Raw genomic sequence first — 14,844 nt, 5'->3', positions numbered from 1 at the left:
TGGCGTCATTCGGAGGACGGATCCCGCATCACCGCAAGCAGACGGTGGTCGAGAACGCGATATCCGCCGCGTTCATAGGCGGCAAGCGCAGCCCGGTTGCTGGCGGTCACGAAAACCTCCGAGACCGACACATGTTGTTGAACGAACCATCCATGCGCTTCCCCGAGAAGGCGAAGGGCGACGCCCTTCTGCCTGGCGGACGGATCAACATAGATCCAGGATATGACCCCGGTCGTGAGCGCCAGATAGCGATCCGTGCGCTTTTCGGCGTAGACAAGCCCGACGGGCGTACGCCCCGCCTTCGCCACGCAAACGAAGCAATCCCGGTCCGCCGCGGCCGCCCTTATTTCCGCCCATTCGCGTCCCACCAACGCCTGCCGCTCGATATGAGCCTTGATGTCATTCGTGGTCCAATCAAGTCCGTAGGCGCCACTCCAACCGCTCACATGCCTGGTCAGCCAGTCAGCGAGCCATTTTTGCACGCAGTCGGCGTCGCTTTCGATGAGCGGGCCATAGTTAAGCTCTTCCATCAGCACAGACCCTGCCAGGATTAACCGAGATTCGTCCCCAATCGAGGCGCGAGCTTGTTTTCACAGCGCATCGCGACACCATGGACGCAAAGTTGTAAAATTGAGGCAAAAATACGGCGCCCCATAGAGCCCTTGCCGGAACCCGGAGCATCCTGATGGATCGCGAGGCTGCGCTTGCCGGCGATGAACAGATCAGCCTTGCCACCGATCGCCGGTGGATGCCGCAAAGACGCGATGCTTTGAGCACAGAACGGCAATAATCGCCCAAGTTGTCGCGCCCGACCTTCCCGTTCAGGTTGACATTATCCTTCGAGCAAAAGATGCAATTGATTGAAGACGCTTCAGTCGCCCCGCGACCGAAGCGCCAGATTTCGGCGAAGACGATCCATGGCGCACGCTTACGATTTACTGAGGAGCCTTCCAATTGAACAAACGAAACTCCGAGATGAACAACCTGGCGCATCTGCTGTTTCGAAAACACAAGAAGGTGCTGGATCTCGTCAAAGAGGAAAACTCTGGAGCAGGTTTTGAACCAGCCGTCCGTCGGCTTTTCGGTGAAAGTCCTGATCGAGAGAAGACGATTCGTATTGGCAAGCGTGAGTTCCTGTATTCAGACCTCGCCAAGACCCACGTCAGCTTTCTGCCGGCGCGATGGCGCCAGGAACTCGACGGGACGCGGTTCACGTGGCAGGGCTGTGAAAACTGGTGGGCGGGCTATCCGCTCATCAGCTGGGTAGAACTGCGTGCGGGTGATCTCGGCGCCAAGGGATACCTCAGACTGAACGCAGAAGTCGGCCCTATTTCAGATGACAAGCTCCGCAAGGGTCTCGTCGAGACGATCATTGCGGCTGCGGCCGCCAAGGGTCTGGAACGGGTTCAATTCCAGCCCGGCGCCTCTGAGAAGGGGCGGCTCTACTCGCGGTTCCTGCGCCGCAATTCCGTTGCCCTGAACGACATTGGCGATCCGGGCGAGATCGAGCGAAAATTCGTGCAGCTCATCAATGACTTCGACGCCGAGTTCGAGCTGGTTGCGAACGCCATAGGGCAATTTCTAGGCCCCGGCGATAAATTCTAGGGCAGCCCGGTCCGTCGAGTCAGCCGGGAAAATGCTCTTCAGGGGAGCCAACCGAAATCCGTTAACCATTTGTTAACCATTTCCAGCACAAAAGCGTTAACGAAGTGTTCGGCACGACAGATGATTCAGATGTCGTGCCGAACAGCCTGAAGAACTCGGGTCGTCTCGTTTCTTCGGGTGACGGTCTCGCCATTATGGCGAGCACCCTTGTGGTTAACCGTTAAAAGTGTCCCACCATTGCTAGCCTCTTTATGCCGGACTGGTCTGCACGTCCGGAGGCTAGCCCATTTCTTGGGGCTTTTAACTTGTCCAGCATCCTTACAAATACCGCGGCCATGGCCGCGCTTCAGACGCTTCGTTCGGTCGGCGCCGGCATGGCGGAGACTCAGCAGCAAGTGAGCACCGGGCTTCGCGTGCAAGCCGCGTCGGATAATGCCGCCTATTGGTCGATCTCCACGACCATGCGTTCAGACAACAAGGCGATCTCGGCGGTTACCGATGCCTTGAACCTGGGGGCGGCAAAGATCGATACTGCCTATATGGCGCTCGATGCCACCGTCGATGTCGTCACGGAGATCCGGGCCAAGCTCGTTGCCGCGAAGGAGCCGGGCGTCGACAAGGCGAAGATCCAGAAGGAACTCGACCAGCTCAAGCAGCAACTTCTCTCGATAGCTTCATCGGCAAGCTTCAACAGCGTCAACTGGCTCGACACCGACACGCCACGGAACCTGTGGGACCTGACTTCGCTGCCAACCAGCATCACGTCGTCCTTCACGCGCACCGCAGACGGCGCCGTGCAGATCGGAACCACGGACGTCGACATTGCGGAAATCAGTCTGTTCAACGCCGGCGGCGGCGGCATCCTGCAGAAGGATCCGCGCGCGCTCGGGAACCTCGGAGGAATTCGCGACGCCAACGTTTACCAACGCGGCGGTTCGTCCGATACGTTCGCATTCACTGGTACGTTCGCGCTGTCCGGCTCCGATTCGATCAGTTTTGATATCCGTGTCGACGATGGCCCGCATGCTCCCGGCATCGACTATTCGGTGTCGATCGACAAGGCCCTGATTGATGCAACCCTGTCCACGACGGATGGCATGATCAACAATGTCAGCGAGTTTAGCCGCGTACTGGGCGCAGCCTTCGCGAACGCCGGCGTACCCGTGAACACCACCTACAGCTGGGGCAACGGATATCAGCACGTGATCATTTCGTCATCGGAGCAGACCGGTCTGCCCGGGTCGAGTGTCGAGATCGGGACGGTCGCTTCCACGCTGCCGGGAGACTTCGCCTTCGGGCTCGAAAACCCGCCTGCCACCAACACCGACAATCACTACCCTCGCTGGGATTTCATGTTTGGCGGTCCGTTCCAGGTGCATAGAAGCGTCGCCTTCAGTTTCGAAATTGAGGTCAACAGCAGTGCACGCCAGAAAATCACGATCGACAAACCGTTCGTCGACAGTGTTCTCAACGTTACCGACGGAAAGGTCTCAAGTGCTGCAGATTTCGCCGCCATACTTGACGCCGCTTTATCGGGAAAGGGCCTGACGGTCTCGAGCACTGGTTCGTTGATCCGCTTCGATATCGATCAAAGCCTTTTTCCGGAGGCCGGACGGCGCGCGATCATTCAACTGCAGAACATTGACGACAACATTGGGCGCACGCAGAACTTCGACATTCTGGATGTGGACATCACCGACCCGGGCAACGACCTGGACAACTATCTGTCGGGCGTCGACGTCATGTTGGAAAAGGCGATCTCGGCCACTGCCACATTGGGTGCCATAAAAACGCGCGTCACCATGCAGACCGATTTCGCCCAGGCACTCATGGATACCATCGACAAGGGTGTCGGCCGCCTGGTCGACGCGGACATGAACGAAGCCTCGACCAGACTTAAGGCGTTGCAGTCGCAAGAGCAGTTGGCGATCCAGTCCCTGCAGATCGCGAATTCCAATGCCGGTAACATCTTGCAATTGTTCCGGTAATCGCGTCTAGGCACCATCAAAGACTTGAAGCTCCATGACCGCGCCTCATCCGGATCAGGTACTCCCATGCATGTGTCCCAATCACGCAGCAAGACGGCACTGGCCGGTATGCTGGCCGTCGGCGTGGTCTCGATGACCTCGCCTGCCCATTCCCTCGACAGGGTTCGCTTCGGCACCGACTGGCTGGCCGAGGCTGACCATGGCGGCTTCTATCAAGCGCTCGCCGACGGCACTTACGCAAGGTACGGCCTTGACGTTGAAATCAAGCAGGGCGGTCCCGGCGTTCAAAACCGCGCCCTGCTTCTGACGGGCAAACTCGACTTTTATCTGGGGACGCAACAGGAGCAGCTCATCGGCATCGAGCAGGGCATTCCCCTTGTCGACGTTGCGGCCTTCTATCAAAAGAACGCTCAGGTCCTCCTGACCCACCCGGATGCCGGGGTTGAGAATTTCGAGGATATTGCCAGGCTCGAAACGATCTTCATGACGCATGGTGGCTTTGGCGCGTATTTCGAATGGATGAAGGCGAACTTCACTGGCTTTCGCGACGAGCAGTTCAAGCCGTACAATTTCTCCCCTTCGCCGTTTCTCGCCGATCGCCGATCGGCACAGCAGGGGCTGATCACCGCCGAGCCCTATGAGATCCAGAGACAGACCGGTGCGGAGCCGAAGATCTTCCTGCTCGCCGACAGCGGATATCGGCCCTACGCCACCATGGTCACCGTGCAACAAAGCCTCATCGATCAGGATCGTGATCTCGTGCAACGGTTTGTCGATGCCTCAATCGAGGGTTGGTACAATTATCTCTACCGGGACAACACCGCGGCAAACGAACTGATCAAGAAAGAAAACCCGGAAATGACCGATGGCCAGATAGACTATGCCGTCGACAAGATGAAGCAGTACGGAATCGTCGATTCCGGCGACGCGCTGACAAATGGTATCGGGTGCCTGAGAGCCGAACGCTACAAGCAGTTGTTCGACGAGCTGGTGAAGGTGAAGCTGCTCCAGCCTGGCACCGACTACACCAAGGCTTTTGATCCAAGCTTTACCTGCAAGGGCGTCGGCATGTCGCTGAAGGGGAAATCGTAGATCGAACAATGAGCGTCAGCGGATCACGTCGGCGACGCCGTCAGAGCTGTTCGCTTTCATGCCACCGGCGAAGCGCAAGCGTCGACAGCAGGGACGTCAGATAAAACATCGCCGCCCCAAACATGGCAAGCAGGACGAGGCATGCAAAGAGGCGCGGCATGTTGAGCCGGTACTGCGCCTCCAGCAATCGGAAGGCCAGTCCCGCATTGCTGCCGGCCTGTCCGGCCGCGAACTCTCCGACAACCGCCGCCACCAAGGCGAGCCCGCCTCCGATCCTGAGGCCTGCCAGGAAACCCGGAAGTGCGGACGGCAGCTTCAGGTAGACGAGCGCCTGCCAACGCGACGCGCTGTAGGTCTTCATGAGATCGGCGCGATCCCGGTCGGCGCTCTTCAAGCCCTGCAGCGTATTCAACATGATCGGGAAAAAGGTCACGAGGAACGCACATATCAACTGCGCGGTCCAAGCTGTCGGCGCATAAATCAGGATCAAGGGCGCTATCGCGACGATCGGGGTTACCTGCAACGTCACCAGAATCGGCGACAATGCCGTCTCGATCCACCTGGATTGTGCGAGCAACACCGCCGCACATCCTCCACCGAAGATGGCAAGAGTCAGTGCCACAAAGGTCGTTTGCGCGGTTACCCAGAGCGCCGGACCCAAGATGTGCCAATCGGCAAGAAGTGCTGCAACGACCGCATCCGGGCGGGGTATGATGTAAGGCGGGATTTCCGAGAGCTCGACATAGGCGGCCCACCCTCCGATCACCGCGCATACAACGAAAAAGCGGGCGAAGATCCGGAATGGCCGTTCGTCTGGTCTTATCTTCAATTCCCCTTGCCCGCCCTGTCAGCACTCGTTGGATCGCCTTGAATTCTGCGATCAGTCAACCGCTAGCCAGTCCAGGCTTCTCGAACCTTGCTTCGGTCCGGCACGCCGTTTCCAATTCGAGGACAAGAACCGGAGTTTGGCGCCCGGTGCCCTCAAATGTCTGTGCGAGCTTCGTTTTTCTCAAGCCCCTTCCCATCGCCACGATGGAAGCGTCGGAAAACCGCGCCTGTCGATGGTCTGCGCAAGATCCGGGTGGGAACTCGTTCGATTCGAGAGCAAGGATCGGACAGCACTGATCGGAGGCACGATCGATCAACAACAAATTCGAGTGGAAGATCATGGACATGAACATTCGACCTGCCCCCACCCTTCACGCCTCGCTTCCCTCCGTGGCGGAGGATCCCCGCTGGACGCGGATCGTTACCCGCGACAAGTCTGCCGACGGTCGGTTCTGGTACTCCGTTTCGACAACCGGCATCTATTGCCGGCCTTCGTACCCCTCCCGCACGGCAAACCCGAAGAACGTCGCCTTGCACGATACGCTCGAAAGCGCCCGGGCAACCGGGTTTCGCCCGTGCCGACGCTGCAATCCGGACGGCCCTTCGCTCGCATGCGAAAATGCCGCACTGATCGCCCGGGCCTGCCGCCTCATCGAGGAGAGCGAAGAGGAACCGTCGCTGGAAGAACTGGCGGCGACTGTCGGCCGCAGTCCGAGCTATTTCCATCGTGTGTTCAAGACATCGACGGGGCTGACCCCCAAGGCCTATGCCGCCGGCCATCGCGCGAGGAAAGTACGGGAGGGCCTGGAGACCGGCACGAGCGTCACCGAGGCCATGTACGACGCCGGCTTCAACTCCAGTAGCCGTTTTTATGAGAAGTCGACCGGCATGCTCGGCATGACGCCGACGCAATACCGTGCGGGTGGCGCCAACGAGGAGATCAAGTTTGCGGTCGGCCAGACGACGCTCGGCGCGATCCTCGTGGCCTCGAGCACGAAAGGCGTGGCCTCGATCCTGCTCGGAGACGATCCGGACGAACTTGTGCGCGATCTCCAGGATCGTTTTCCAAAAGCGAGACTGATCGGCATGGACCGCGAATACGAGGCTCTGATCGCCCGCGTTTGTGGCTTCGTCGAAAGCCCCGGCATCGGTCTCGATCTGCCGCTCGACGTCCGTGGCACGGCGTTCCAGCGACGGGTATGGCAGGCCTTGCAGGAGATCCCCGTCGGCGAGCGTGTGTCCTATGCGCAAATCGCCCGACGTATCGGCGCACCGAGCGCGGCGCGGGCAGTCGCTGGCTCATGCGCTGCAAACACTATCGCGGTCGCCATTCCCTGCCACCGCGTCGTTCGCAACGATGGTGCGCTCTCCGGCTATGCCTGGGGCGTCGACCGCAAGCGCTCGCTGCTTGATCGGGAAGCGCCGCGGACCGCATGACGCCACGATCGAAATCAACCGCGCCGATATGGGAAAGGACGGCGATGACCGTGGCCGCCACGCTCCCTGCCCTCACCGAAAACCCGAACGCGCCATGGATGCCGCCTTGCGGCAACCTCATGCTCACCATCTGCGAACGGCGACGCCGCGCGGTCGCCGACGAAAACAAGGCATCCGTATGAATTTGTTCTCCCGCTACGATGGTTCCGTTGCTTTTCTTTCCAGCCATGACGACGACTGGGCGCGGTTGATCGACCTGGTCGGCCCTTGCCGTCACGATCCCAAGGCCGCCCGAGAACCATACGAAGCGCTTGTTCGTGCGATCGCCTATCAGCAGTTGACGGCCAAGGCTGGCGACGCCATCGTTGGCCGCCTCAAGCGGCTCTTCGACAACAGCGATTTTCCGACCCCGGAAGACCTCATCGCGACCGAGTTCGACCAGCTTCACAGCTGCGGCTTCTCGGCCAGCAAGATCGCCACCATCAAGGCAATCGCTCGGGGAACGTTGGATGGCCTGGTCCCCACCCGTGACATTGCCGCCGCGATGACCGATGAGGCGCTGATCGACCGCATGATCGGTATCAAGGGCATCGGCCGTTGGACCGTCGAAATGCTGCTGATGTATTCGCTGGAACGGATGGACATCCTGCCTGCAGACGACTTCGGTGTCTGCGAAGGCTACCGTGTTCTGAAATCGTTGCCCGAACAACCGAAGCCGAGAGAACTGCGCGAGATCTCGAAGCCCTGGTCGCCCCACCGCACGGTGGCGGCCTGGTATTTGTGGCGCATCCCGCGCGAGCGTGGAAACGTGTTGAAGTAAGAGACGGCCGGGAAAAACGCCATGCCCCTTCAAAACCGCGTCACGCCCTTCGGTGATATCGTCGCCACCGCTCAGCGCGGCCTGTTTACCGGCAATCGCGGCATCATCCACGATCCGGCGACGAAGACATTGCTTGGCAGGCGCTGGGCGTCGAAGGCCTGGCTCATTTGCGCCTGCGAATTCAAGGGATGGCACCGGGAGGTGATGGCGCGCAGGAGCTGGACGGAGCTGTTTTTCCTCGACGAGGCCGTTGCCCTTGCTGCCGGCCATCGTCCGTGCTTCCTCTGCCGGCGCGAAGCCGCGCAACACTTCCGGTCCTGCTGGGCATCGGCGAAGAATGACGCACCCCCTTCAGCCATGCAGATGGATTCCCTCCTGCATGCCGAACGCCTCGAGTACGGCCGCAAGCGCCTGCATCCGATCGCCCTTCGTTTGGCCGATCTGCCTGATGGCGCGGTCGTCGTGTCAGGCGGCGAGGCCTACACGCTGCGCGCCGGCCTGGCGTTCCGCTGGACCACCGAGGGTTACGACACGCCCGAAACCCTGCGCAACGCCGAATGGCTCCTGACGCCGCCATCGACGCTCCAGGTGCTCCTTGCCGGATATCGCCCGGTCTTTCATCCATCCGCCACCACGATAGACAACAGGCCCGAAGATGCCCGATCTGTTTGATATGCTCGCCCCCGCAGCCGAGAGCATGGCCGAAGGCGCCATGCTGCTTCGCGGAGCGGCACTTCCCTACGAAAAAGATCTTCTGGCGGCGCTCGGCGACATTACCAGCCAGTCGCCGTTCCGACACATGGTCACGCCGGGCGGCTTCACCATGTCGGTGGCGATGACGAATTGCGGCGCCGCCGGCTGGGTCACCGATCGCGCAGGCTACCGATACGATCGCAATGATCCGGGAACAGGTCGACCCTGGCCGGCCATGCCGAAATGTTTCCTCGACCTGGCGGTCGACGCGGCGACAAGGGCCGGCTATCCGAACTTCCGACCTGACGGCTGCCTGATCAACCGCTATGAGCCCGGCGCCCGTCTTTCGCTGCACCAGGACAGGAACGAGCGAGACTTCGCCAATCCGATCGTGTCGGTCTCGCTCGGCCTGCCGGCAACCTTCCAGTTCGGGGGGCTGAAGCGGAACGATCCGGTGAAGAAGTATGCGCTGCGGCATGGGGACGTGGCGGTCTGGGGCGGCCCGTCGCGGCTCTTCTATCACGGCGTGCCGGAGCTAAAGGATGGCATCCATGAGACAGTCGGGCGCATGCGGATAAACCTCACGTTCCGCGGAGCGCTATAGCGTCCGATCCACTTTCGGTTTGCTGCGGCCTGCCCGCGGCAACGGCTAGATCAAGGAGCCCACGCTCATGTCTTCGCCGGGCGGTAACGATGCGAGAAGCAACCGGCGCGAGCCTCCCGCAAGCCGGGAGGCGATCGACACACTTGTTGCGCTGGCGCAGGGCAACGCGGACAAAGCGCTGGTGATGAGGTACATCGGCGAGCTTGTGGCCGCCGGTTATGTCGAGCTGGAGATGCGCGACAACGGCGAAGTGGAAGCCCGCCTCGCCTCCGGCGAGACCTATCTTCTCGCGGAAACCACGATCCTCCGATTGGCCTGATGCATCGATCGAGCGGTGCGCTGCGCGTCTTCACCTCCGCCTTTTCTCGCCGTGCTACGATGTGCGCCCAACAGCAAGCATGCACCTCTGCCAATCGGACAAGTCGATTAGAGGATAAGAAACGGAGTTCTTCACCCCGCCCATTTGCGTAGCTTCAGGCAGCGAGAAAGCAGTCTCGCGCTTGCTTGCGCCAGACCGGGCTTCGCGCGCGATCGGAACGCAAGTGGGTTCTAGAAGGAAGCCACGGTATGAACGAGATTGCAAACAACATGGCCTCGGCGGATACGTCCGCGCAGGCTCGAATTGCCACCTACGACTGGAAAGCGCTTGCCGGCGAGCTCGACGGCTTCGGCTGCGCTGTCCTTCCCAAACTTCTCACGCCTGAGGAATGCAGCGGCGTCGCGTCGCTCTATGCCGATGAAAGCCATTTCCGCAGCCATATCGTCATGGCCAGGCACGGTTTCGGAAAGGGCGAATATCGCTACTTCAAGTATCCGCTGCCCGATCTCATCGGCGGCATCCGCACTGCGCTCTACCCGCGCCTCGCCGATGTCGCCAACGCCTGGAACGAGCGGATGGGACTTGGCGAGCGGTTTCCCGGCGAGCATGCCGCGTTCCTTGAGCAATGCCACGAGGCCGGCCAGATCCGGCCGACACCGCTGCTGCTGCAGTATGTACCGGGCGACTTCAACTGCCTTCACCAGGACCTTTACGGCGATCTCGCATTTCCGATCCAGGTGGCGATCCTGCTCTCCGAGCCGGGCCGCGACTTCACGGGCGGCGAATTTGCACTGACCGAACAGCGTCCGCGCATGCAGAGCCGCGTCGAGGTGGTGCCGCTCCGGCAGGGCGACGCCGTCGCCTTTGCCGTCCACAACCGTCCGGTCCAGGGAACGAAGGGAACGTATCGCGTCAACCTGCGTCACGGTGTCAGCCGCGTCCGGTCGGGCATGCGCCACACGCTCGGGATCATTTTCCACGACGCGCGATGAACATGCGCCGCCGGCACTGCGGCCGGCGGCCTTCGGGAGTCGGATCGGGGTATTCGGAGCGCAGGGGCCGGAGCTGCAGCAGCGGGAGGACGACAATTCGTATCCCGAGCTGCAGCGGATGGTTGGATGGGCAAGCCCGCCCCCCTCGATGATCCGAATGGCGGCCCGCCACGCCGTCCCATGTTTGAGGCGAGCCGCAGATCACAACGGAGAGACGAGCCATGATGACATTGCTGCAAGCTTTGCATGCCGTTGCTGCTCAGCGCGGCGACGGGCTGCGTCCAGAACTACTTGGGACCTTCACGCCGATAGCGACCAGGTCAGCGGCCGGGCGCATGGACGGCGCTGCGTCCGGAGAAAATTTCGGCGGAAACCCGGCCGATGCGAAGGAAGAACGCCCGCGATCTGCCAAGGTCGTGGCCATGCCGCCGCGAAAGCGCAATGCTCGAATTCGCGCGTAGTTGAACGCGTTCGCCGCCTTTCGGGCCGCCTGGTCGCGGAGCGGCGAGGTCGGCTCGCCGTCGCGTTGCACGTCGACGCGGCCTGAAATACAGTCTGGACGCCGGACCTCCGGCAAGATTGTTCCTGAGATGCCGCCAAGGGATGCGCGTTGAACTTCGATAGCAAAGACATGGCATGTGTTGGTGTCTGCTTCGGGACGCCCGAGGCCCCCTGCCTGACCACCGTTCCAATTCGCGCCGCGACCTTTTCCGTGACCAGCATTTGCCGGGAACTGAGGACCGACGGCGAAAATGATATCCGGCTCCCCGCCTCCGAATGCTATTTCCTCATGCTCTATCTTGAGGACGCCGAACACGCCGACATCCGAGTGGATGGTTCCTGCACCGAGCGTCGCCACTTCGCACGCGGTACGATCTGTCTCGTTGATCTCGCGGATGGGGCGACCATCCGTCTCCACAGTCGGCTACGCTCGCTGGCATTCGTGTTGCCGAGGACCCTTTTCAGCGAGACCGCGGAGCTGTCGCCGGAAGCCGGATCACGCCGGCTGATATGCCGTCGCGGCGAACCGGATCCGGTGCTTCGCAATCTCGGCACCGCGCTCATAGCGTTCTTTGCCGGGACCGGAACAGCCCCTGCGCCGCTGCGACCCGTGGCGGTCGCCATCTGCGCCCACCTTCTGCACCGGTATGGCGAGCCGATGGAGGGAGGCGATCGAAAGGCGCAGGCAACCTTGATGGGGGAAGCATCCGGAACCACGCTTCGGCCCATTGCCGCACAAATCGAAAGCGCGAAGTCACATCTCGCCAACCATGCGCTCTCGCTGGAGGACATTGCACGTGTCTGCGGATTCGGCAGCCTCGGACATTTCGAGAAGGTCTTTGTCGAGATAACGGGCGTCATGCCTTCGGCTTGGCGGCGGCGGGGCCTCCATTAGTCCAATTGCTTCAGCGAAGAACGTTGGGCAATCTTTCATTCGCCCGTGAGTTGGGAGTAGACGATGTACAGGCAGTCCGCCCCAGAAGACAGCCAAGAGCCGGGCGCCATACGCCGATCGTTCGTCGATGCGTCTCCCATCTCCATTGTGCGGTTGAAGTCCGATCGGGAAGACCTGGCGCCAAGCCCGGCGAACGCGCGCGAGGACGCCTTCAGCATCATCACGCAATTGCGCGATTTTCGACTCCATCGGCTTTGGCGTGGCAAGTCGCTGATCTTCGAAGGCGGCCACCGGGAGGGGGCACTTGCCATCACGGACCTGCGCGAGGAATGGCGTTGCCATCATCTGTCCCCGTTCGACAATGTACGCTTCCGGATCCCTTTTCAGCATGTGCGCGACTTCGCCGCTGAAATCGGGCGGCCTGACCTTGTGGGCCTGGAATGTCCTCCCGGTACGATCGATCCCGTTATTCTCGGCCTCGCGCACGCGCTGCTGCCCGCGCTTGAGCGTCCGAAACAAGCCAGCCGGCTCTTCATCGATCAGGTGGCGCTCGCGATCATGACGCATCTCGCGCAGAAGTACGGCGGGTTGTATTTTCCGGGCGATCGCAAGGGAACGCTGGCGCCCTGGCAGGAAAAGCGCGCGTTGGAGTACCTGGCCGCGCGGCTCGACGGGCACCTGTCGATGATGGACCTAGCCAATAGCTGCGAGCTCTCTCGAAGCTATTTCATTCAGGCCTTCAAGGCGAGCTTCGGCCAGACACCGTTGCGCTGGCTCACGGAGTACCGCATTGCCCGCGCCAAGGAACTGTTGCTCCAGGATGTGCCTATCGCCGAGATCGCCATTCGCTGCGGTTTTGCCGATCAGAGCCATCTGACCAGAAGCTTTTCCGTGATCGCGGGCACCACGCCCGCTCGCTTCCGTCGCGACCGGCGTCCCTGAGCCCGCCAAAGGCGGCAACGGTGGTTCGGGCAAACCCATCGCGCGTGGCGGCGCAACAGGCGATAAGATCAACGGAAAACGCGCGGGCGTCCGCGGAGTTCGCTGCTTGGACGTGAGAATTTTCAAAAAGCAGACATTCCCGACAAGAAACGGCAGCGAAATGGACGCAATATTCAAGAAACAGTCCCGCACCGGCAACTGATCAGGGAGAAGCCGATGATCCTGGCAACCACGCCACCATCCTTGAGCCTTCTCGTCTCGCCCATGCTGGCGCCGGCCGCCCGCTCGACAACCCGTTCGCCAAGCCGGTGACCTCAAGGGCATTTGGCATCCCCCTCTCCTGCGCCTCTCCCCCGGCAATGGCACCATTTTCTGCCGGCGGCGGCACATTGGTCTGGACATCCACCCTTGGGCCCCGCTCCTGTTGGGAGGTGCGGGACGCGCAGAAGGCACGGTCGTCGCTGACAACGCCCGCAAAGGAACCAGGCATGAAAGACATAGCCAGAACTGTTGCCATAGCGGCGATCTCGATCCTGATTGCTTCATCGGCTGCCTTTGGCGATGACCGTGCCTCGCCAAAGACCAAAGTCCGCTCCTCCGGGGCGAAGGTGGTTGTGAACCAACCGCCGCCGAAGGCGGGCGCCTATTACAAGGGCGTTTCCCGGACCCCGTTCAGCAACCTCAGATGGCCCCATCCCCGATGAGGAAAGCGGAGCATCCGCCTTCAGCGGATGCTCCTGAAGGCCCTTGGAGACGAACGCCTGCCTATTGTTGCGATATCGGTAATTCAATCGAAACTATTATTGCAATTCATCGGCGCAATCCGATCCGCTACATCTGTTCTCACCAGACAAGTTCAACAGACCGGCGAAGACCTGACACCAGGCTTCCAACCACTCAAAGAGGAGAGAGACAATGTCCAAACTCGAAGTCCTGACCCCGCAGAACAGCCAGCTGATCTTCATCGACCAGCAGCCGCAGATGGCCTTCGGCGTCCAGTCGATCGACCGCCAGGTTCTGAAGAACAACGTCGTCGGCCTCGCCAAGGCCGCCAAGGTCTTCAACATTCCGACGACCATCACCACCGTCGAGACGGAATCCTTCTCCGGCCACACCTATCCCGAACTGCTCGCCGTCTTCCCGGATAACGACATTCTCGAGCGCACCTCGATGAACTCCTGGGATGACCAGAACGTGCGCGATGCGCTCGCCAAGAATGCCGCCAACGGCCGCAAGAAGATCGTCGTCTCGGGCCTGTGGACCGAGGTCTGCAACACCACCTTTGCGCTCTCGGCCCTTCATGATGTTCCGGACTACGAGATCTACATGGTCGCCGACGCCTCCGGCGGCACCTCTGCCGACGCCCACAAATACGCCATGGACCGCATGGTCCAAGCCGGCGTCATCCCGGTCACCTGGCAGCAGGTCCTGCTCGAATGGCAACGCGACTGGGCCTGCAAGGAAACCTACAATGCCGTCACCTCCGTGGTGAAGGAACATTCCGGCGCCTATGGCATGGGCATCGATTACGCCTACACCATGGTCCACAAGGCTGGCGAACGCGTCACCCACGGCAAGACCATCGGACCCAACCCGGCGAAGTAAGGGTCCATTCCCCCTGGCGCTAAAACGATACGACCGGCCTCGCATGGGGCCGGTCGTATCGTTTTAGCGCCTCGGATCACGTTCACATTGACCTGCCGGTCGACTGCAAAGGAAAATCTCTTGCGCGCTTTGTCCAACCAGCTAGCCCCCTATCTGCTCAGTCTGTTGCGGGCCGTCTCCGCGCTCGTGCTTTTCAGCTACGGAACGCAGAAGGTCATCGGCTTTCCGGCAAGCGACGGCGGGCCGCCCATTGGTTCCCTGCCCTGGATTGCCGGACTGTTCGAACTCGTGCTCGGTTTCGCGCTGCTGGTTGGTTTCAAAAGCCGGCTTTCCGCCTTCATTCTGTCCGGCGTCATGGCGTCGGCCTATTTTCTCCGCCATGCGCCGCAGGGCTTCTATCCGGCGCAGAACGGCGGCACGGCCGCCATTATCTTCTGTTTCGTGTTCCTCTACCTTGCTGCCGCAGGCGGAGGGCCTGTCAGTGTCGATGCGGCGCGCGGTGACGCGAAGGTCTGACGGGAGG

General features: G+C 61.0%; 16 protein-coding genes. 13 read left to right on the top strand and 3 right to left on the bottom strand.

Annotation, left to right across the window (positions count from 1 at the left end):
- Positions 1-5: 5 nt before the first annotated feature.
- Complete coding sequence (locus C1A35_RS06735; RefSeq protein ID WP_104663579.1) at positions 6-530, bottom strand: GNAT family N-acetyltransferase; 525 nt, start codon at positions 528-530, stop codon at positions 6-8.
- Between the two features lie 424 nt (positions 531-954).
- Here C1A35_RS06735 and C1A35_RS06730 point away from each other — a divergent pair, with 424 nt between their 5' ends.
- The 3 genes from C1A35_RS06730 (at position 955) to C1A35_RS06715 (ending at position 4,685) form a co-directional block, all read left to right on the top strand.
- Entirely contained in the window at positions 955-1,605 is a 651-nt protein-coding gene (locus C1A35_RS06730; RefSeq protein ID WP_158665002.1) for a hypothetical protein, read from the top strand.
- 305 nt (positions 1,606-1,910) lie between these two features.
- A complete protein-coding gene (locus tag C1A35_RS36635) occupies positions 1,911-3,593 on the top strand; it encodes a flagellin N-terminal helical domain-containing protein (protein ID WP_234822810.1) in 1,683 nt (560 codons plus the stop codon).
- 66 nt (positions 3,594-3,659) lie between these two features.
- On the top strand, positions 3,660-4,685 hold the full coding sequence (locus C1A35_RS06715; protein WP_104663577.1) for an ABC transporter substrate-binding protein: 1,026 nt from the start codon (positions 3,660-3,662) through the stop codon (positions 4,683-4,685).
- 40 nt (positions 4,686-4,725) lie between these two features.
- Here C1A35_RS06715 and C1A35_RS06710 read toward each other — a convergent pair whose 3' ends face one another.
- The gene (locus C1A35_RS06710) at positions 4,726-5,514 is read right to left on the bottom strand and encodes an ABC transporter permease (RefSeq protein WP_104663576.1); all 789 of its coding nucleotides are present in this window, start codon (positions 5,512-5,514) and stop codon (positions 4,726-4,728) included.
- Positions 5,515-5,858: 344 nt separating this feature from the next.
- Between C1A35_RS06710 and ada the strand changes: the two genes are divergently transcribed.
- From ada to C1A35_RS06675, 6 genes are all read left to right on the top strand, one after another.
- The gene (gene ada, locus C1A35_RS06700; RefSeq protein WP_199772879.1) at positions 5,859-6,950 is read left to right on the top strand and encodes a bifunctional DNA-binding transcriptional regulator/O6-methylguanine-DNA methyltransferase Ada; all 1,092 of its coding nucleotides are present in this window, start codon (positions 5,859-5,861) and stop codon (positions 6,948-6,950) included.
- Positions 6,922-7,770 carry a DNA-3-methyladenine glycosylase family protein gene (locus tag C1A35_RS06695; RefSeq protein WP_199772878.1) on the top strand — a complete coding sequence of 283 codons (849 nt, stop codon included), beginning with the start codon at positions 6,922-6,924 and terminating at the stop codon, positions 7,768-7,770. Before ada ends, C1A35_RS06695 begins: the two co-directional genes overlap by 29 nt.
- Positions 7,771-7,791: 21 nt before the next feature.
- On the top strand, positions 7,792-8,442 hold the full coding sequence (locus C1A35_RS06690; RefSeq protein ID WP_104663572.1) for a hypothetical protein: 651 nt from the start codon (positions 7,792-7,794) through the stop codon (positions 8,440-8,442).
- Complete coding sequence (gene alkB / locus C1A35_RS06685) at positions 8,426-9,067, top strand: DNA oxidative demethylase AlkB (protein ID WP_104663571.1); 642 nt, start codon at positions 8,426-8,428, stop codon at positions 9,065-9,067. Before C1A35_RS06690 ends, alkB begins: the two co-directional genes overlap by 17 nt.
- A 67-nt stretch (positions 9,068-9,134) precedes the next feature.
- Entirely contained in the window at positions 9,135-9,386 is a 252-nt protein-coding gene (locus C1A35_RS06680; RefSeq protein WP_104663570.1) for a hypothetical protein, read from the top strand.
- A gap of 248 nt (positions 9,387-9,634) precedes the next feature.
- Positions 9,635-10,378, top strand: a complete 744-nt coding sequence (locus tag C1A35_RS06675; protein ID WP_104663569.1) for a 2OG-Fe(II) oxygenase — start codon at positions 9,635-9,637, stop codon at positions 10,376-10,378.
- Between the two features lie 259 nt (positions 10,379-10,637).
- Here C1A35_RS06675 and C1A35_RS36345 read toward each other — a convergent pair whose 3' ends face one another.
- Positions 10,638-11,297: a hypothetical protein gene (locus tag C1A35_RS36345; protein ID WP_199772877.1), complete on the bottom strand. Its 660-nt coding sequence runs from the start codon at positions 11,295-11,297 to the stop codon at positions 10,638-10,640.
- Between the two features lie 27 nt (positions 11,298-11,324).
- Here C1A35_RS36345 and C1A35_RS36340 point away from each other — a divergent pair, with 27 nt between their 5' ends.
- The 4 genes from C1A35_RS36340 to C1A35_RS06650 all read left to right on the top strand — a co-directional run bounded on the left by C1A35_RS36340 (position 11,325) and on the right by C1A35_RS06650 (position 14,837).
- Complete coding sequence (locus tag C1A35_RS36340; protein ID WP_199772876.1) at positions 11,325-11,774, top strand: helix-turn-helix domain-containing protein; 450 nt, start codon at positions 11,325-11,327, stop codon at positions 11,772-11,774.
- Between the two features lie 63 nt (positions 11,775-11,837).
- The gene (locus tag C1A35_RS06660) at positions 11,838-12,716 is read left to right on the top strand and encodes a helix-turn-helix transcriptional regulator (protein WP_104663567.1); all 879 of its coding nucleotides are present in this window, start codon (positions 11,838-11,840) and stop codon (positions 12,714-12,716) included.
- Between the two features lie 915 nt (positions 12,717-13,631).
- Positions 13,632-14,321: a hydrolase gene (locus C1A35_RS06655; protein ID WP_104663566.1), complete on the top strand. Its 690-nt coding sequence runs from the start codon at positions 13,632-13,634 to the stop codon at positions 14,319-14,321.
- A 120-nt stretch (positions 14,322-14,441) separates the two neighbouring features.
- Positions 14,442-14,837, top strand: coding sequence for a DoxX family protein (locus C1A35_RS06650; protein WP_104663565.1), 396 nt, complete (start codon positions 14,442-14,444; stop codon positions 14,835-14,837).
- The last annotated feature ends 7 nt before the right edge of the window (positions 14,838-14,844 follow it).

This window comes from Ensifer adhaerens (assembly GCF_002940685.1).
In the GTDB taxonomy this organism is placed as follows: domain Bacteria; phylum Pseudomonadota; class Alphaproteobacteria; order Rhizobiales; family Rhizobiaceae; genus Ensifer; species Ensifer adhaerens_E.
The sequence above is the reverse complement of the archived record's forward strand: the minus strand, read 5'-3'. Positions and strand labels throughout refer to the sequence as shown.

What these genes read in the sequence shown, in the direction of transcription:
- C1A35_RS06735 (WP_104663579.1), bottom strand. Translation starts at nt 530, where the DNA reads ATGGAAGAGCTTAACTATGGCCCGCTCATCGAAAGCGACGCCGACTGC.
- C1A35_RS06715 (WP_104663577.1), top strand. Translation starts at nt 3,660, where the DNA reads ATGCATGTGTCCCAATCACGCAGCAAGACGGCACTGGCCGGTATGCTG.
- ada (WP_199772879.1), top strand. Translation starts at nt 5,859, where the DNA reads ATGAACATTCGACCTGCCCCCACCCTTCACGCCTCGCTTCCCTCCGTG.
- C1A35_RS06690 (WP_104663572.1), top strand. Translation starts at nt 7,792, where the DNA reads ATGCCCCTTCAAAACCGCGTCACGCCCTTCGGTGATATCGTCGCCACC.
- alkB (WP_104663571.1), top strand. Translation starts at nt 8,426, where the DNA reads ATGCCCGATCTGTTTGATATGCTCGCCCCCGCAGCCGAGAGCATGGCC.
- C1A35_RS06680 (WP_104663570.1), top strand. Translation starts at nt 9,135, where the DNA reads ATGTCTTCGCCGGGCGGTAACGATGCGAGAAGCAACCGGCGCGAGCCT.
- C1A35_RS06675 (WP_104663569.1), top strand. Translation starts at nt 9,635, where the DNA reads ATGAACGAGATTGCAAACAACATGGCCTCGGCGGATACGTCCGCGCAG.
- C1A35_RS06660 (WP_104663567.1), top strand. Translation starts at nt 11,838, where the DNA reads ATGTACAGGCAGTCCGCCCCAGAAGACAGCCAAGAGCCGGGCGCCATA.
- C1A35_RS06655 (WP_104663566.1), top strand. Translation starts at nt 13,632, where the DNA reads ATGTCCAAACTCGAAGTCCTGACCCCGCAGAACAGCCAGCTGATCTTC.